The sequence below is a fragment of the Bradyrhizobium iriomotense genome (genome assembly GCF_018129405.1).
In the GTDB taxonomy this organism is placed as follows: domain Bacteria; phylum Pseudomonadota; class Alphaproteobacteria; order Rhizobiales; family Xanthobacteraceae; genus Bradyrhizobium; species Bradyrhizobium iriomotense_B.
On the sequence record NZ_JAFCLP010000006.1, the window covers coordinates 160,303 to 177,617 of the forward strand.

Annotated in this window: 11 protein-coding genes and 2 pseudogenes; 8 read left to right on the plus strand and 5 right to left on the minus strand. The window is 64.4% G+C overall.

Annotated elements, in window-relative coordinates; all coding sequences use genetic code 11:
* Window positions 1–58 precede the first annotated feature (58 nt).
* Window positions 59–805, plus strand: a complete 747-nt coding sequence (locus JQ592_RS15920) for an SDR family NAD(P)-dependent oxidoreductase (RefSeq protein WP_211403773.1) — start codon at window positions 59–61, stop codon at window positions 803–805.
* A gap of 39 nt (window positions 806–844) precedes the next feature.
* Here JQ592_RS15920 and JQ592_RS15925 read toward each other — a convergent pair whose 3' ends face one another.
* Together JQ592_RS15925 and JQ592_RS15930 are read right to left on the minus strand one after the other, a co-directional pair.
* Window positions 845–1,651, minus strand: coding sequence for a Crp/Fnr family transcriptional regulator (locus JQ592_RS15925; protein ID WP_211403774.1), 807 nt, complete (start codon window positions 1,649–1,651; stop codon window positions 845–847).
* Between the two features lie 255 nt (window positions 1,652–1,906).
* Window positions 1,907–3,004 (minus strand): SecDF P1 head subdomain-containing protein, encoded by a 1,098-nt coding sequence (locus JQ592_RS15930; protein WP_211403775.1) that lies wholly within the window; start codon window positions 3,002–3,004, stop codon window positions 1,907–1,909.
* Window positions 3,005–3,203: 199 nt separating this feature from the next.
* On the opposite strand from JQ592_RS15930, the gene JQ592_RS15935 reads away from it, so the two are divergent.
* The 3 genes from JQ592_RS15935 (at window position 3,204) to JQ592_RS15945 (ending at window position 6,550) form a co-directional block, all read left to right on the plus strand.
* Window positions 3,204–3,548 carry a hypothetical protein gene (locus JQ592_RS15935; RefSeq protein ID WP_246820432.1) on the plus strand — a complete coding sequence of 115 codons (345 nt, stop codon included), beginning with the start codon at window positions 3,204–3,206 and terminating at the stop codon, window positions 3,546–3,548.
* 1 nt (window position 3,549) lies between these two features.
* Window positions 3,550–4,371: a hypothetical protein gene (locus JQ592_RS15940; protein ID WP_211403776.1), complete on the plus strand. Its 822-nt coding sequence runs from the start codon at window positions 3,550–3,552 to the stop codon at window positions 4,369–4,371.
* A gap of 271 nt (window positions 4,372–4,642) precedes the next feature.
* Entirely contained in the window at window positions 4,643–6,550 is a 1,908-nt protein-coding gene (locus tag JQ592_RS15945; protein ID WP_211403777.1) for an acyl-CoA synthetase, read from the plus strand.
* Window positions 6,551–6,704: 154 nt separating this feature from the next.
* Here the strand turns inward: JQ592_RS15945 and JQ592_RS15950 are convergent, their stop codons facing one another.
* Complete coding sequence (locus JQ592_RS15950) at window positions 6,705–8,072, minus strand: ABC transporter substrate-binding protein (protein WP_211403778.1); 1,368 nt, start codon at window positions 8,070–8,072, stop codon at window positions 6,705–6,707.
* Between the two features lie 207 nt (window positions 8,073–8,279).
* Between JQ592_RS15950 and JQ592_RS38255 the strand changes: the two are divergent.
* The 4 genes and pseudogenes from JQ592_RS38255 to JQ592_RS15965 form a co-directional block, all read left to right on the plus strand.
* A pseudogene (locus JQ592_RS38255) lies at window positions 8,280–8,741 on the plus strand (CHASE3 domain-containing protein); the annotation flags it as partial.
* A gap of 96 nt (window positions 8,742–8,837) precedes the next feature.
* A pseudogene (locus tag JQ592_RS15955) lies at window positions 8,838–10,133 on the plus strand (sensor histidine kinase); the annotation flags it as partial.
* Between the two features lie 291 nt (window positions 10,134–10,424).
* Complete coding sequence (locus tag JQ592_RS15960) at window positions 10,425–12,224, plus strand: caspase family protein (RefSeq protein WP_211403780.1); 1,800 nt, start codon at window positions 10,425–10,427, stop codon at window positions 12,222–12,224.
* A gap of 1 nt (window position 12,225) precedes the next feature.
* The gene (locus JQ592_RS15965; protein WP_211403781.1) at window positions 12,226–14,088 is read left to right on the plus strand and encodes a caspase family protein; all 1,863 of its coding nucleotides are present in this window, start codon (window positions 12,226–12,228) and stop codon (window positions 14,086–14,088) included.
* A gap of 113 nt (window positions 14,089–14,201) precedes the next feature.
* Here the strand turns inward: JQ592_RS15965 and JQ592_RS15970 are convergent, their stop codons facing one another.
* Both JQ592_RS15970 and purB read right to left on the minus strand, forming a co-directional pair.
* A complete protein-coding gene (locus tag JQ592_RS15970) occupies window positions 14,202–15,371 on the minus strand; it encodes a M20 aminoacylase family protein (protein WP_211403782.1) in 1,170 nt (389 codons plus the stop codon).
* 113 nt (window positions 15,372–15,484) lie between these two features.
* Window positions 15,485–16,792 carry an adenylosuccinate lyase gene (gene purB, locus JQ592_RS15975; RefSeq protein ID WP_211403783.1) on the minus strand — a complete coding sequence of 436 codons (1,308 nt, stop codon included), beginning with the start codon at window positions 16,790–16,792 and terminating at the stop codon, window positions 15,485–15,487.
* Window positions 16,793–17,315: the final 523 nt, after the last annotated feature.

Consider the following 17,315-nt stretch of genomic DNA (forward strand, 5'->3'; position numbering starts at 1 on the left):
GACACCATACCTGATTGGCAGGGAATGGGGTGCCTTCGCCCGGCGAAGGAGAATGACCATGACCGATCTCAAGGGAAAGACTGCGCTCGTCACCGGTGCCTCGCGCGGCATCGGCCGCGCCTCGGCGCTGGCGCTCGCGAAGCGCGGTGCGCAGGTGCTGGTGCATTACGGCCAGGCCGCCAAGGAGGCGGAAGCCGTCGTCGCCGAGATCCGCAAGAACGGCGGGCGGGCCGATGCCATCGGGGCCGACCTCGGCGCGCCTGATGGCCCGCATCAACTGGCGACACGCGTGCGCGGCATCGTCGGCGATCGGCTCGACATCCTGGTTGCCAATGCCGGCATCGCCAAGGCGGCCGTGATCGAGGAGACGACGATTGAGGATTTCGACCGGCTGTTTGCCGTCAACGTCCGTGCACCATTCTTCCTGGTGCAGCAATTGCTGCCGATTCTGCATGAGGGCAGCAGCGTCGTGCTGGTCTCTTCGCTCGCGGCCCATGCGGTGGTCGGAACGCTGCCGGCCTATGCGGCGACTAAGGGCGCGATCGACACGCTGGTGAAGCATTTTGCGGCGGCGCTCGGTGCGCGCGGCGTGCGGGTCAACGCGGTGGCGCCGGGCGTGGTGGGGACCGAGATGTCATCCTTCACCAAGACCGATGCGGGGCGGGACTATACGCTCGGCATGCAGGCCATGAAGCGGATTGCCGAGCCCGACGACATCGCGAATGCCATCGCCTTCCTCGCCTCTCCCGACGCGCGCTGGATCGCTGGCGACACCATCCGTGTCGACGGCGGCTCGAAGCTCTGAGCCATGGCCGGGTGGCCGAAGCGCATTCGGCCGCCCGGTTTACGCGATCCTGTTGGTGGTCGGCGTCCGCGCCGCGTTGAGCTGCTTCTGCAGGCGATCGATGTTCTGCAGGAGGCGCTGGCTGGTCAGCACCAGGAAGTAATAGCCGAACTGCGGATCCTGGAAGTAGATCTCGAGCAGCCGGTCATAGGTGATCGTCAGCACCTGTCCGTCCTCGATGCATTCGATCGTTCCGGTGCGGCGGTTGTCCGGCGTCAGGAAGCCGAGCTCGCCCATCAGCGCGCCCGGCAGGATCTCGACGTTGATCTCCTTGACCAGGAATTTGCCGGTGACCGTCAGGAGCATCTCCTTGGCCGGGTCGCCCAGCTTGAACAGCGTGTCGCCGCGGCGATATTTGCGCTCGGTCATGAACGGCTTGAGCCACTCGATCGACATGTCGCCCTCGGCGGCATGGCGCGCCTTCTTGACCAGCTTGAGCATCTGCCGCAGGCGCAGGGCGTTGATCGGAAGCAGCAGAAGATAGAGCAGGAACGTCGAGACGTTGGCGGTGAGTGCGCCGAAAGCGGCGAAGAACGCGCAGCCGATCATGTTGGCCACCCGCAGGGGCACCATCGTCCGCATCAGGAGGGTGGCGACGAAGAAGCCGGCGCCGACCGCGGCGAACAAATTGGCGAACGTGATGTTGTGGACAAAGATCTCCAGCAGCCGATTGAAGATCGCGTCGTAAGTGACGTTGTCGGGATCGAGGCCCATCTGGACCAGGATCTTGGCGATCCTGAGGTTGTCCGTGGCCGCCTCGAGAATGCGGTCGAGGATCGAGGAAATGTCTGCACTGCCGGACGGCATGGTACTAACCCCGCGTAAGGCCTTCAGTCCTGCTCGGTATTCGTATAGCCGAAATCGAATGACGACCGCTTGAATGAAGCCTTCGGCCGTCATGCCGCAAGAGGCAAATTTTAGCCTGATCGGGCGTTTCGGCAATTGCCCGTTGGTTGTGCGTATGACCCGTGAAGCGCCCGTGATTCGGGGGCGCGGGGTGCAGCTTTGGCGTCGTGGACGGATTTGGGCGGCCCTGATGAGGGAAACGGGACGGTCACCGCCTCAGGGCTTGGCGGCGGGCTGGATCACCTGCTGTTCGATCAGGCCAAGGTGTCCCGGCAGGGACCCGGCGCGCAGCAACATGGCGACGCTGCTTGCTTCCTCCAGGGTGAAATTGCCGGAGATCTGGCCGGAGCCGCCGGTGATGGGCTCGCGGATCACGGGGGCGGAAACTACCTTGTCGTCGAGCACGATGGCGAAGGGCCTTCCGACGTTTTCGGCGGTGACGTGGGCGAATCGCCGCGCGCCGCGTCCGTTGAAGCGGAACGAGGCAATCGGTTCGTTCGTGCTGCTCGCGAACCCCGGGCCCGCATAGCTGATGTCGTTGCCGTCGAGCACGCTGTCCCTGGCAACGAGATAAGGGCGCTTGTCCTTGAAGCCGAGCAGGACTTCCGTGCCCGCGGGCGGTGTGCCGGACTGCGCCTGCTCCGCCGGCATCGAGATGTCGATCAGGCGGAAGCTGACCTTGACCTTCGTGGCGAAGATCGCGGTGACGCGCTCGGGCTCCATCATCCCCGGGATGAAGATGCGGATGCGGTCGGTGCCGTCAGGCTGGGCGCTAGCGAGCTTGATGCCGGCATCCTTGAGGCGCTGCTCGATCATGGCGATCGAATCCTCGACGAGGTCGTGCAGCCCTGCCGCGGATGCGGCGTCAGTCGGCTTGAGCCTGACCAGCCCGTCGCCGCCGTCGGTCACGGTGAGCGCATGCGCGGGTACTCCCTCTGCAGCCGCCGCGAGCTTGCGCTTCAGCTCCTCGCGCCCCTTGGCGTCCGCAACCTTCACCTCGACGCCACCGTCGCGGATCGCAAGGCCTGAGAAGGCGATCTTGCCCTCGCGCAGAGTCTTGTAGACGTCATCGCGGAGGTCCGTGACGGCGCTCTCGCGCAAGCCAGCGGCGTCCACTTTGTAGACGATGCGCGATCCGCCCAGCTTCTCCATCTTGTCGCCGATGAAGGCCGCGATCTTGGCGCGCATCTTCTCGAGCTGGCTGTCCGCGGCGAGCGCGGCGCGGGGCAGGGCGGTCGCCGATGCCAAAATCACCGATGTCACGGCGACCGCACGGATCAGCGGCGTGATGCGGTCTCGCAGGGGCGTGGTCATGGTGTCCTCGCGTCTTGCGGCATGGCGTCCGGCGAAGCCGCTGCGAATTGGTCCGCCTGTCGCGCAAGGAGGTTCACTTCTTTCGATTATGCTCAGAGAAAATATAAATATAACAATATCTTATTTCTGTAACCGGGATACGAATTTGCGTAACCGGGATACGTATGATATCTAAATGGTCCGCGGAGCGAGGTGGCCGGTGATCCCAGCGAACAAGCGCGTCAGGAAATATCGCAGCCAGGGTGGTGCGGCCGACCTCGTGCGCGTCGAAGTCCTGATTCCGCCGGCCGCACGCAATGAAGTCTTGGCGCTCGCCTCGCGCATGCGCGCGAAGCACCGGCTGACCAAAGAGCTGCAATCGCTGCTCGACAATGCACTCCGTCTCTACGGGCCGCGCATTCTCGACAATGTCGATCTCGATCGTCTTCCCGATCTGCGGTCTCGCGCCGCGGTCGCGGCGCGCGCCATGATCGAGCGCGGCGATGCGCGAGCTTTTGCGATGGGCAGGAAGATACTCGACCGCGTCAACGCCACGGAGAACTGAGATGGCTCTCAGCAAACTGCAGAGCGACATTCTGAGACTTCTCGCCAAGAATCGCTCGGACAGCAGCTATCTTGCCGGCGGCCTGATGCTCAACAAGGACTGGGAGCGACGATCCGACGACATCGACATCTTCCACGATACGGACGAAGAGGTGACCGAGAGCGCAAAGGCCGATCTCGCCGTTCTCGATAGTGCCGGCTTCAAGACGCATCGCGACTTCATCATCTATGGCTGCGTCGATGCCACGATCTCGCGTGATGCCGAAACGACGATCATTCAGTGGTTCGCCGAGACGCGGCTTCGGTTCTTTCCACTCGTGAGGGACGAAGACTGGGGAGCCCGGCTCCATCAGGCGGACCTCGCCGTCAATAAGGTGCTGGCCGCAGCCGGTCGCTCGAAAGCACGCGATATTGCCGACCTCGTCGCGATCGGCCGCGACTATTGTCCCCTGGGACCCCTCGTTCTGGCCGCGGCTGGCAAGCCGCCCAACTTCTCCCCGCGTCGAACCATCGACGAGATACGCCGACATGCGCTGTCGATCCCGGCCGACGAATTCGTCGCGGTGAAAGGGCTGCCGCCCGAATGGTCGGCGACCTTCATTCGCGATGACGTGCTTCGGCTGGTCGATGCTGCGGACAGCTACGTGATGGCCGCGCCGCCGGAATTGACTGGCATACTTGCCGTGAGCAAGGCGGGCGTGCCGATCGAGATCATGGCGGCAAATCGTGCCGACGCAGTCATGCGCAAGGCCACCGCGGAGCCAGAGGTGATGCCTGTGCCTGCCGATTTCAACGCGGTCGGCTGGGCGCCGGATCGCTCCTAGAGCATGATCCGGAAAAGTGTGAAGCGGTTTTCTGAAAAGATCATGCTCAAACAATAACCTAAGCGCGATGACGATTCGTCGCAATCTCATCGCGCTTTGGGTCAACGGCTCCGACGGCGCACTGCCGCGAGCGGTCCGTCGCCTTCGGCAATGGACGAACGCCAAATCATCCCTCATTGTGTTCCCGCTCGGCCGGCCATCGGTCGGGTCTCGCCAAACCAAAATGTCAAAAGACAAGGGGGCGGGGACATCTGAGGGAGGACGAAATTCCATGGCGGGCATCCATGCGCTCGATCGGCTGATCGGCAATGACTATCCGGACCTTTTGACCGACGACGAGGTCCGGGCCTTCGAGCAGGTCCCTTACGCGGACCGCGTCGCGGCCGAGAGCACTTATGACGCCATCAAGCTCGGGGCGGCGCGCAATCCCGACGGCGCGGCGATCCAGTTCCTGCAGAATGCCGATCCGTCCGATACGCCGGTCGTGGTCACCTACCGCGACTTCATCGCGCGCGTCACGCAAGCTGCCAACATGTTTCACGCGCTCGGCGCGGAGAAGGGCGATGTCATCAGCTTCATGCTGCCGCTGGTGCCCGATGCCTTCGTGACGCTGTTCGGTGCGGAAGCCGCCGGCATCGCCAATCCCGTCAATCCGCTGCTGGAGCCGCACCAGATCGCGGAGATCCTGGAGGCTGCGAACACCAAGATCCTGGTGGCGCTCGGGCCGATGCCCGGCACCGACATCTGGCAGAAGGTCGAGCAGATCCGCCCGCAGCTGAAGCACCTCAAGGCGATCGTGCAGGTGTTCGGCGGCGGCGATCCGGACAAGGGCATCTTTGCGTTCAACGACCTGATCAAGCAGCAGCCGTCGGATCGGCTCGTCAGCGGGCGCAAGATTTCGGGTGCCGACATCGCCGCCTATTTCCACACCGGCGGCACCACCGGCACGCCAAAACTGGTGCGGCACACCCACGCCAACCAGGTCTACCAGGCCTGGGCGCTCAGTCTGCTGCTCAAGTCGAAGCCCGGCTCTAATTTGCTGTTCGGCATGCCGCTATTTCATGTCGGGGGATCGCTGACGCAGGTGCTGCTGATGCTGTCGAGCGGCGGCTCGCTGGTCGTGCTGTCGCCGAGCGGCTGGCGCAATCCGAATTCAGTGAAGAACATCTGGGGATTGGTCGAGCGCTTCAAGCCCGAAGCTCTGTCGAGCGTGCCGACGGTGCTGGCCGCTGCGCTCGCGGTGCCGCCCGGCAATGCGGACATTTCCAGCCTGAAATATGCCGCCGGTGGCGGTTCGGCGATCCCCGTTGCCGTGGGCTCGGCGATCCAGGACAAGCTTAAGCTGCCGGTGGTCGAGGTCTACGGCATGACCGAGACCTCGAGCGTGCACACGCTCGCCTATCCGGGGCGGCCGATCCGGCTCGGTTCGGTCGGCCTTCCCATGCCTTACGCGCGCGTGCGCATCGTGCAACTCGACGCCGAAGGCCGCCTGATCCGCGACTGCGCGCCTGATGAGATCGGCGTCGTCATCATGGCCGGGCCCGGCGTGTTCGGCGGCTATCTCAACGACGAGCACAACAGGGGCGCCTTCGTCGATGAGGTCTGGGTCAATTCCGGCGACCTCGGTCGCCTCGATGCCGACGGCTATCTCTGGATCACCGGCCGCGCCAAGGACCTCGTGATCCGCGGCGGCCACAACATCGATCCGGCGCCGATCGAGGAGATCATGTTCCGCCACCCCGCCGTGGGCTTCGCCGCAGTGGTCGGCCAGCCCGACGCTTACGCGGGTGAGCTGCCCGTGGGCTACGTGCAGCTGAAGCCGGGCGCCAGCGTCGCGCCGGGCGAATTGGAGACGTGGGTGCGCGAGCGCACGCCGGAGCGCGCCGCCGTTCCGGTGCAGGTCATCCCGATCGATCCAATGCCGGTGACGGGCGTCGGCAAGGTGTTCAAGCCGCAGCTGCGCTGGGACGCGGCGCAGCGCGTGTTCACCAAGGTGCTGGCGCCGCTCGCCGAGCGCGGCATCGATTGCAAGGTGAAGGTCGGTGCGCATGGCAGCCACGGTTCGATCGTCACGGTGACGCTTGCGGGCCTGCCGGCAGACCAGCGCGAGGTCGTCGCTGGCGAGGTGCATGCGCTGCTGGCGCCGTTCGTGATGCGACACGAGGTGGTGCAGGTGTAGGTGAGGGCGCAGAACGCGGGGCTTGTCGCGAGGCTTGCATGCCTCGCGGCATTCCTCCAGACCCGATGCCTCAAGATCAGGATGAGCGCCCGCAAGGCTGAGTTGGCGACTTGTCCGTCGAAACCAGCTCTTCCGATTGGGTGACGCTTCGCCGCTACCCGCGGATCGCCGCATTGGCCTGCGCGGCTGCGCCGGTCATGGCATCCTTTGCCGATTTCTCGCCGTTGACCACTTCATTGACGCCGATCATGAACGCATCGAGGATCGATCTCGATTGCGGATGGAAGAGAATCGCCTTGGCGCGGTCGACATCGGCATTTTGCAGGTTGGTCAGCGCCGCCTCGGCGGCTTGCGAGCCGAATGCCTTCTTGAAGCCCTCGCTGGACCACGCAGACACGCGTGTCGTCGCCAGCCCCGCTGCCGCAGTCTGCAGCGATGTCGGCTTGCTTGTCGCCCAGAGCAGGAACAGGAAAGCTGCCCGCTTGTTGCGTGATTTTGAATTGATGCAGGCCTGCCAGTGCGACATGAAGGGCACGGGGGCGCGGCCAGGGACGTGCGGGAAGACCGCAAACTGGGCCTGCTTCGCGACGCGACTCCTGGCCGGGTTGGAGATGTCGGTCGCGAAATTGCTGCTGTCGATCGCGACTGCAGTCCGTCCCTGCAGGAAGTCGTCCAGCACGTGGTACCATTCGTAGCTGCCGACGCCGCCAGGCCCGGCCTGGCTGAGCAGGCGTCCGTACATCTCGACGGCCGCGATCGCTTCGGGGCTTGCGAAAACGGCCTTGTTGTCCTTGACCATGGCGCCGCCGTGAGAGAACACGAAGCCCATGGCCGGCGGGGAGGAGTTGCCGCTTGCCTGGGCCCGCATCGCGATTCCCGACATCTCGCTGGACTTGAGCGCCTTGGCGGTCACAAGCAGCTCTTCGAACGTTTGCGGAACCGGCAGGTTCTTGGCTGCCAGGGCGTCCCCGTTGATGAACATGGTCATCGCTTCGGAGGTGATCGGTATGGCGTAGCGTTCGCCGTCGGACCACAGCGGGAAGGCTAGAGCCGTCTTGAGCAGGTCGCTCTCGTCATACCAGCCGAGATCGGTCAGCGATCGGTTGGAATAATAGCCGTTCAATGGTTCGAGCCATCCTCCTGAGATGCCCTGGCCATAGGTCGTGAACATGAAGACGTCGGGCGTCGGGCTGCCGCGGGCGAGTCTGATCGGCAAGGCACCGAGGAATGTGGTTTCGAGCTGGAAATCGATGGTGACGTTGATGCCGGTGAGTCTGGTGAACTCCGGCAGCAGCGGCGTGATCGCATTCGACCAGGGATGGATCGCGCCCGAAAGAGAGATCGTCTGTCCCGCAAACTGCTTCCAATCGATGTTCGCATTGACGTACGTGGCAGCGCGATCCTCGGCGAAGCTCCAGCGTGGCAGCGCGGCCAGTGCCGGCAAGACTGCGCCCGCCGCCCCCAATCCCCTAACGAAGCTGCGGCGGCTGGTCGGACTTCGACCGCTCTGTGCGTACGTCATGTTGGCTCTCCCTGCGACGGGCAATCGTTCGCAACACGAGCCATACCGGTGATGTTGCAGCCCTCGCGCAACGACTGGCCAGACCGGTGTAACCTTGGGAGGCGAGAATGTCGGGTTCCGCCCCACCTAACCATGCTATTATTCTAGCACGCTCAGGCGTCGACACCAGAAGACGCGCTGTCACACGAGCATCGAAGACCCAAGCCGATGTCAGTCCCTGCTCTGGTCCCGTCTTTGCGATGGCTGGCTCGTCCGCTGATCGTGGCGGTCGTGGCGCTCCTGACGCTGTTCGCCGCGACCGTCTTTCTCGGCCTGCAATATCAGCAGGAGCGGCGGGCGGCTCATGACCTGCTTGGACATAGCCGCCAGGTGCTCGAAACACTCGATCGGTTGCGTGCGATCACAGCCGAGTTGGAGACCGAGCGGCGCGGGTATCTAATGACCCTCGACCCCACCTATCTCAAAGCCTACGGCGTCTCCGACGAAGGTGTGCGGCGCGAGGCGCAGGCGCTGCAGGCGCTGGTCGCGGACGATCCGTTGCAGAGCCTGCGCGCGCAACATCTGGCGCTGACCGTTTCGGCAAAGCTGCGCGAGATCGACGAGATGGTGAAGACCGCCGGCACCTCCGGGCAGGCGGCGCTGGCGATGATCCGCAGCATGGATGAGATCCGCTCGCAGATCGATCAGATGGTGGATGACGAACGCTTTCGGCTCGCCGACCGGGAGACGCATGCCGAAGCATTCGAGCAACGCTGGACCTGGCTGATTGCAGGCGCCGTTGTCCTCGTCGTCGCGCTGGCGGGAGCGGCGTTGGCGCTCGCGCGGCTCGAAGCGAAACGGCGGAGACAGGCGACCGAGGAGAACATTCAACTGCAGAGCGATCTTGCAGCGCGAGATATCAAGATCCGGCGCCTGTTCGACTCCAACATCATCGGCATCATCATCTGGGAAGTCGAGGGGCGCATTCTCGAGGCCAATGACGCGTTCCTGCGCATCGTCGGATACGACCGGGACGATCTCGCCTCAGGGCGCCTGCATCGATACGACCTCACGCCACCGGAATGGCGCGACCGCGACGTACAAACCGTGGCGGAGTTGAAGCGGGTCGGGACGGCCCAGCCGTTCGAGAAGGAATATGTGCGGAAGGATGGAAGCCGTGTCTCCGTGCTGATCGGCGGGACGATGTTTGCACCAGGTGGAGATCAAGGGGTCGGCTTTGTCCTCGATCTGACGCCTCTCAAGCGGGCAGAGGCCGAAGCTCGCGAACACGAGCGGCTCTACCACGAAGCCCTGATGGAGCTCGCGCACGCAAATCGCGTCACCACCATGGGGCAGCTCACGGCTTCGATTGCCCATGAGGTCAACCAGCCGATCGCGGCGATCGTCGCGAACGCCGAGGCCGGGTTGAATTGGCTGGAGGCTCAACCGCCAAATCTGGAGCGGGTTCGACAGACGCTCGACTGGATCACCGGCGATGGCATGCGAGCCGGCGACATCATCGGCCGGATCCGGGCGCTGATAAGGAAGGCGCCGCCGCAAAAGGAGGATATGGATATCAACCAGGCGGTGCTCGAGGTCATCGCGCTGACCCGCAGCGAAGCGTTCAAGAACCGCGTCTCGGTACGAACGCAACTGGCCGAAGGCTTGCCGACCGTTCAGGCAGATCGGGTTCAACTTCAGCAAGTGGTGCTCAACCTGATTGTCAATGCGATCGAGGCGATGGCCGTGGTTGGCGAGGAGGAACGCGAGTTGCTGATCAGCACCGATCGGCATGTCTCGAACGGCGTGCACGTCACCTTGCGGGATTCCGGTCCGGGACTAGATCCGAAGAATGTCGAGTGCCTGTTCGAGGCCTTCTACACCACCAAGCCGACAGGCATGGGGATGGGCCTCGCCATCTGCCGCTCGATCATCGAGGCGCATGGCGGGCAAATGTGGGCCGGCGCAAACGAGCCTCGGGGCGCCGTCTTTCAGTTCACCCTGCCTCTTGCCTCGGACGAGGCCACATCCCGCCTGTTGAAGGCGGACGAGCCAGTGGGCCTGCGCTCTGTGGCAAGCTGACGGGGGTCGCGTAAGCTATTCTCTTGCGGCCAGGCGGCTGCGCAGCACGCGTGTCTCGCGATCCGGGCCGTGGTGCAACCACAGGACGTAGGGCGGCGTCAGACCTCGGCCTGGCCGGACTGCAGAGCGGCGCTTCGTCGCACGATCACCAAGCTGTCCGCGATGCCTTGTGTGACGATAGTCACATAGGGAGGATTTGGCATTCTGCCATGCTGCGAATAGTCTCATGGAATTGCATCCGGGGGGACGCAAGTGATTCCGGTTCGGCTATTTGCTTTGGTGATATTTGCGATGGGCCTTGCCTGCGGATCGGCGCATGCCGACCGGCGGGTCGCGCTCATCATCGGCAATTCCGCCTACAAGAGCGCGCCCAAGCTCGGCAATCCCGTGAACGATGCCACGCTGGTCGGCGGCATGTTCAAGAAGGCGGGCTTCGATTCCGTCGATGTCAGGCTGGATCTCAGCGCCAGCGAGATGCGGCGCATGTTGCGTGAGTTTGCCGGCAGGACGCGCGATGCGGACATGGCGGTGATCTATTACGCCGGTCACGGCATCGAGCTCGACGGCAACAACTATCTCATTCCGACCGACGCCACGCTGGAGACGGATGGCGACGTGCTCGACGAGACCATCCCGGTCGAGCGGGCGCTGTTCGCGGTCGAGCCGGCCAAGCAGCTGCGCCTGATCATCCTGGACGCCTGCCGCGACAACCCGTTCGCGAAGACGATGAAGCGCACGCTGGCCTCGCGCGCGATCGGACGCGGCCTTGCCAAGGTCGAGCCGACCAGCCCCAACACCATGATTGCGTTCGCAGCCAAGGCGGGATCGACCGCATCGGACGGCGATGCCAGAAACAGCCCGTTCGCCGCCGCGCTGGTCGAGCACCTGCCGAAGCCCGGCCTCGATCTGCGCAAGGCCTTCGGCTTCGTGCGCGACGACGTGCTCAAGACGACCGGCTACAAGCAGGAGCCCTATGTCTACGGCTCGCTCGGCGGCGACGACGTGCCCCTGGTCGCGAAGCAAACCCCGGCCGGTCCCCAGGCCAACCCGCAGGAGGCCATTCGCAGGGATTACGAGCTCGCGCTCCAGCTTGCGACGCGCGACGGCTGGGAAGCGTTTCTGGCGCAATATCCCGACGGCTTCTATGCCAACCTCGCCAAGGGCCAGCTGAACAAGATTGGCGCCGACGAGACGCGTGCTGCGGCCGAACAAAAGGCCAGGGCGGCGGAGCAGGAAAAGGCGAGGCTGATCGCCGAGCGCGCCCAGAAGGCCGAGCAGGAGAAGGCGGCCGCGGCGGCCAAGGCGGCCGAAGAGGCGCGGATCGCGGCGGAAAAGAGGAGGGAGATCGAGCAGGCGAAGGCTGAAGCCGCCGAACGCGAGCGCAAGGCGGCGGAAGCGGCGGCCGCGAAGGCGCTGGCCGAGAAGCAGGCGGCAGAGAAGGCCAAGGCCGAGCTTGCCGCAAAGCAGGCGGCGGAGAGAGCAGAGCAGGCTGCGAAGCCGGCGGTCGACCGGCAGTTACCCGAGGCCGAGCAAAAGGTCGCAGCGCTCTCGCCCGGGCCAACATCCCCGTTGTCCGCGGCTGACCTCACGAAATCCGTGCAGAGCGAATTGCGCCGCGTCGGCTGCCTCACGTCGGCTGCGGAGGGCGAGTGGACGTCGGCGGCGCAGCGCTCGCTGACGCTCTTCAACAAATACGCCGGCACCCAGTTCGACGTGAAGCTTGCCAACGTCGAAGCGCTCGATGCGCTGAAGGCAAAGCCGGGGCGGGTCTGCCCGCTCGTTTGCAATTTCGGCTTCAAGGCCGACGGCGATCAATGCGTGAAGATCACCTGCCGCGCCGGTTATCGCGTCGGTGACGACAACGAGTGCGAGAAGATCCAGGAGAAGAAGCCGGTTGCGACGCGCGAGGATTCGAGAAGGCGGGACGCAGACCGGAAACAGACGGAGGCCGCGCCATCAGCGCCGCAGGCTTCGGGGCAGGTGATCTGCAACAGCGCCGGTTGCAGACCGATCGCCAAGGGGTGCCGGCTCGGGACAGCCAATCATCCCTCCAATCCCGCGGTTAAAATACCTGCCGAAATATGCAACTGATATGACGCATACCGCTCGGACTTTCTCCTTTGTGCTCGGAGCACTGTTACTTGTTCTTGGAAACTGCCTCGGCAGCAGCCCTTGTCTTGCCGAGAAGCGGGTCGCGCTCGTCATCGGCAATTCCGCCTACAAGAGCGTGCCGAAGCTTGCCAATCCGGCGAATGACGCCGGCTTGATCGGCGGCATGCTGCGGAAAGCCGGCTTCGACACGGTCGAGGTCAGGCTGGACCTGAGCGCGCCCGAAATGCGCAAGGCGCTGCGCGAGTTCGGTGCGCGGACGCGGGATGCGGATGTCGCCGTGATTTACTATGCCGGCCACGGCCTCGAAGTGGACGGCATCAACTACCTGATTCCGACCGACGCGGCGCTGGAGACCGACACCGACGTTTACGACGAGGCATTGCCGATCGATCGCGTGCTGGTGAGCATCGAGCCCGCCAAGCAGCTTCGGCTCGTCATCCTCGACGCCTGCCGCGACAATCCCTTTTCGAAGACGATGAAGCGCACCGTGGCCTCGCGTGCGATCGGTCGCGGCCTTGCCAAGGTCGAGCCGACCAGTCCCAACACCATGATCGCGTTCGCGGCCAAGGCGGGCTCGACCGCGTCCGATGGCGATTCCCGCAACAGTCCATTTGCGATGGCGTTGACCGACCACCTGCCGAAACCCGGGCTCGACCTGCGCAAGGCCTTCGGGTTCGTCCGTGACGATGTGCTGAGGAGCACAGCGAACAAGCAGGAACCCTTCGTATATGGCTCGCTGGGCGGCGATGACGTGCCGCTGGTTCCTGCCAGGCCGGTCGCGACGGGTCCGCAGGCAAATCCGCAGTCAGAACTCAGGCGAGACTACGAACTTGCGCTCCAACTCGCGACGCGCGACGGCTGGGAGGCGTTTCTGGCGCAATATCCCGATGGCTTCTACGCCAACCTCGCCAAGGGGCAGCTGAACAAGATCGCTGCCGAAGAGACGCGCGCTGCGGCCGAACAAAAGGCCAAGGCGGCCGAGCAGGAAAAGGCGAGGCTGATTGCCGAGCGCGCCCAGAAGGCCGAGCAGGAGAAGGCGGCCGCTGCCGCCAGGGCGGCCGAAGAGGCGCGCATCGCGGCGGAGAAACAGAAGCAGATCGAGCAGGCGAAGGCTGAAGCGGCCGAACGCGAGCGCAAGGCGGCAGAAGCGGCGGCTGCAAAGGCGCTGGCCGAGAAGCAGGCGGCAGAGAAGGCCAAGGCCGAGCTTGCCGCAAAGCAGGCGGCGGAGAGAGCAGAGCAGGCTGCGAAGCCGGCGGCGGATCGCCAGTTGCCCGAAGTCGAAAACCAGAAAGTCGCCGCACTTTCGCCTGCGCCGACATCGACGTTATCCGCAAATGATTTGACAAAATCCGTTCAGAGCGAATTGCGCCGCGTCGGCTGCCTCTCCGCTGTCCCTGATGGCGACTGGAACACCGCGTCGCAGCGCTCGCTGGCGCTCTTCAACAAATATGCCGGTACCCAGTTCGATGTGAAGTTCGCAAGCTACGACGCACTCAACGGGCTGAAAGCGAAGCCCGGCCGGGTCTGCCCGCTCGTGTGCAATTTCGGCTTTAGGGCCGACGGCGATCAATGCACGAAGATCACTTGCCGCGCCGGATATCAGGTCAGCGAAGACAACGAATGCGAAAAGATTCCAGAGAGGAAGCCGTCTCCTGCCGCTCGTAGCGAGCCCCGAAAAAGAGACCAGGATCGCAGAGAGGCCGAATCTGCAGCGCCGAAGTCGCAAGCGTCAGGACAGATGGTCTGCGGCGGCGCGGGATGCCGGCCCGTCGCAAAGGGGTGCCGTCTCGGAACGACGAAGCTCAATAACGGGGTCACGGCCACCACCGAGATATGCAATTAGCATCGTAGCCCGGATGAGCGCAGCGACATCCGGGGCCGCACTGCAATTTGTCGAGAGTTGTCCCGGGTGTCGCTTCGCTCACCCGGGCTACAAATTTGCGAATGCTGCGTCAGCTACGCCGGCATCCGCGTCTCGATCATGCGCACCCAGAACGAGGCGCCGTGGCCGAGGATGTTGTCGTTGAAGACGTAGGCGGGGTGGTGGCACTCGTTGCCGTCGCCCATGCCGACCAGGACCATGGCGCCGGGACGCGCCTCCAGCATGAAGGAGAAGTCCTCGGCGCCCATCATCGGGATGAACTTGTCGTTGACGCGCTCGGTGCCGACGATGTCGCGGGCGACGTCGGCGGCAAGGCCGGCCTCGCGCGCATGGTTCATCGTCACCGGATACATGCGCGTGTATTTCGTCTCGGCCGAGCCGCCATAGGCGCGGGCGACGCTGTCGGCGACCTCGCCGATGCGGCGTTCGACGAGATCGCGCACCTCGGGGTCGAGGGTGCGCACGGTGCCGGCGAGCTCGGCGACTTCAGGGATGATGTTGAAGGCGGTGCCGGCGTGGAATTGGGTGATCGAGATGACGGCCGATTTGAGCGGGTCGACATTGCGCGAGACGATCGACTGAAGCGCGTTGACGATCTGCGATCCGATCAGGACGCTGTCGACCGATTTGTGCGGGCCGGCGCCGGCATGGCCGCCCTTGCCATTGACGATGATCTGGATGTTGTCGGAGGAGGCGAGCATCGCGCCGGGCGTGGTGGCGAAATGGCCTTCGGGCAGGCCGGGCATGTTGTGCATGCCGTAGACCTCCTGGATGTTCCAGCGCGTCATCAGGCCGTCCTCGACCATGGCCTTGCCGCCGCCGCCGCCTTCCTCGGCGGGCTGGAAGATCATGATTGCGGTGCCGTCGAAATTGCGCGTCTCGGTGAGATATTTGGCGGCGCCGAGCAGCATCGCGGTGTGGCCGTCATGACCGCAGGCGTGCATCTTGCCGGGGACCTTCGAGGCGTAGGGCACGCCCGAGGTCTCCATGATCGGCAGCGCGTCCATGTCGGCGCGGAGGCCAATGGTCTTGCCGGAGGCCGACTTGCGGCCGCGGATCACGCCGACCACGCCGGTGCGGCCGATACCCGTCACCACCTCGTCGCAACCGAACTCGCGCAGCTTGTCGGCAACGATGCCGGCGGTGCGATGGACTTCGTAGAGCAGCTCCGGATTCTCGTGGAAGTCATGGCGCCAGGCGGCCATTTCGTCGGAGAGGGCGGCGATGCGGTTGACGATGGGCATGGGGGATCCGTTTTTTGATTGGTTGTAGCCCGGATGAGCGAAGCGACATCCGGGATCCTTCGCAAGAGATTTCCCGGGTATCGCTGCGCTCACCCGGGCTACGGACGTGACGCTCAGCTCGCCCCGAACACGCGCTTGAAGATCGTGTCGACGTGCTTGAGGTGATAGCCGAGGTCGAACTGCTCCTCGATCTCGGCGTCGGTGAGATACTTCTTCACCTCGGCGTCCTTCTTCAGGAGCTGGAGGAAGTCGCCTTCGCCGCGCCAGACCGGCATGGCGTTGCGCTGCACCAGCTTGTAGGCGTCCTCGCGGCTTGCGCCCTTTTGCGTCAGCGCCAGCAGCACACGCTGGGAGTGCACGAGGCCGCCGAGGCGGTCGAGGTTCTTCTGCATGTTGGCGGGATAGACCAGGAGCTTGTCGATCAGGCCGGCGAGGCGCACCAGCGCGAAGTCGAGCGTCACGGTCGCGTCCGGGCCCATCATGCGCTCGGCCGAGGAGTGCGAGATGTCGCGCTCGTGCCAGAGCACGACGTTCTCCAGCGCCGGCGTCACATAGGCGCGCACCATGCGGGACAGGCCGGTGAGGTTCTCCGACAGCACCGGGTTGCGCTTGTGCGGCATCGCGGAAGAACCCTTCTGCCCTTCGGAGAAGAACTCTTCGGCCTCCAGCACCTCGGTGCGCTGCATGTGGCGGATCTCCACCGCGATGCGCTCGATCGAGGAGGCGATCACGCCGAGCGTCGAGAAATACATGGCGTGACGATCGCGCGGGATTACCTGGGTCGAGATCGGCTCCGGCACGAGGCCCATGGCTTTCGCGACATGCTCTTCGACGCGCGGGTCGATCTGCGCAAACGTGCCGACCGCGCCCGAGATGGCGCAGGTCGCGACTTCTTTCCGTGCCGCGATCAGGCGCTCCTTGGCGCGCGTGAACTCGGCATAGGCATAGGCGAGCTTGAGGCCGAAGGTGACGGGCTCGGCATGGATGCCGTGGCTGCGGCCGATGGTCGGCGTCATCTTGTGCTCGAAGGCGCGCTTCTTCAGCGCGGCCAGCACCTTGTCGAGGTCGGCGAGCAGGAGGTCGGCGGCGCGGGTGAGCTGGACGTTGAGGCAGGTGTCGAGCACGTCGGAGGAGGTCATGCCCTGGTGCACGAAGCGCGCTTCGGGGCCGACGATCTCGGCGAGGTGGGTGAGGAAGGCAATGACGTCGTGCTTGGTCTCGCGCTCGATCTCGTCGATGCGGGCGACGTCGAAGGTGGCGTCCTTGGCCTTGGCCCAGACCGTCTTGGCGGCCTCCTTGGGGATTGTCCCGAGCTCGGCGAGGGCGTCCGCCGCATGCGCCTCGATCTCGAACCAGATCTTGAACCGGGTCTGCGGCTCCCAGATCGAGGCCATTTCGGGACGGGTATAGCGGGGGATCATCTGACGGCTCCAGGAAGGTGGGCGGGCGGTCCTTGAGGGGCGGCGCCGGCCAAAATGCTTTTTACGCCGTGATTTAACAGAGCGGGCAGGGCGAAACAAACGGTCTGGGCCCCGGGAGAGGGGGATCGCCAAGCTATCCACCGGACCGGCCAGCAGGGGGGCGGGGCCCGGCCGCAAATTAACTGTCAATCACGGATCATTGACTGACAGATATTGAAATCTGTCAGCGAGACGTGTATATCCATTCCCGGACGCTCCGATTGGGCGTCCCGTGGCTATCCCACCGGGAGCCCCAGGTCCGAAACAACTGCGGATTCAGGGCGTAATTTGGAGGTGGGCGCCGCGGACGAATGGAGACTTAAGACAATGACGACCGAAATCCTCAATTTCACCGGCGCGATTGGGCATTGGCTCAATTTGCTGGTGGCGCGCCAGATCGCGGCGCAGGCTGCAAAACTGCCTCATTAAGGCGAGAGCTTTCCGAAACGACCGGCACGGGCGCTTCGGAATTAGCGCCGTCGCC

What these genes read in the sequence shown, in the direction of transcription:
- JQ592_RS15920 (WP_211403773.1), top strand. Translation starts at nt 59, where the DNA reads ATGACCGATCTCAAGGGAAAGACTGCGCTCGTCACCGGTGCCTCGCGC.
- JQ592_RS15925 (WP_211403774.1), bottom strand. Translation starts at nt 1,651, where the DNA reads ATGCCGTCCGGCAGTGCAGACATTTCCTCGATCCTCGACCGCATTCTC.
- JQ592_RS15930 (WP_211403775.1), bottom strand. Translation starts at nt 3,004, where the DNA reads ATGACCACGCCCCTGCGAGACCGCATCACGCCGCTGATCCGTGCGGTC.
- JQ592_RS15940 (WP_211403776.1), top strand. Translation starts at nt 3,550, where the DNA reads ATGGCTCTCAGCAAACTGCAGAGCGACATTCTGAGACTTCTCGCCAAG.
- JQ592_RS15945 (WP_211403777.1), top strand. Translation starts at nt 4,643, where the DNA reads ATGGCGGGCATCCATGCGCTCGATCGGCTGATCGGCAATGACTATCCG.
- JQ592_RS15950 (WP_211403778.1), bottom strand. Translation starts at nt 8,072, where the DNA reads ATGACGTACGCACAGAGCGGTCGAAGTCCGACCAGCCGCCGCAGCTTC.
- JQ592_RS15960 (WP_211403780.1), top strand. Translation starts at nt 10,425, where the DNA reads ATGGGCCTTGCCTGCGGATCGGCGCATGCCGACCGGCGGGTCGCGCTC.
- JQ592_RS15965 (WP_211403781.1), top strand. Translation starts at nt 12,226, where the DNA reads ATGACGCATACCGCTCGGACTTTCTCCTTTGTGCTCGGAGCACTGTTA.
- JQ592_RS15970 (WP_211403782.1), bottom strand. Translation starts at nt 15,371, where the DNA reads ATGCCCATCGTCAACCGCATCGCCGCCCTCTCCGACGAAATGGCCGCC.
- purB (WP_211403783.1), bottom strand. Translation starts at nt 16,792, where the DNA reads ATGATCCCCCGCTATACCCGTCCCGAAATGGCCTCGATCTGGGAGCCG.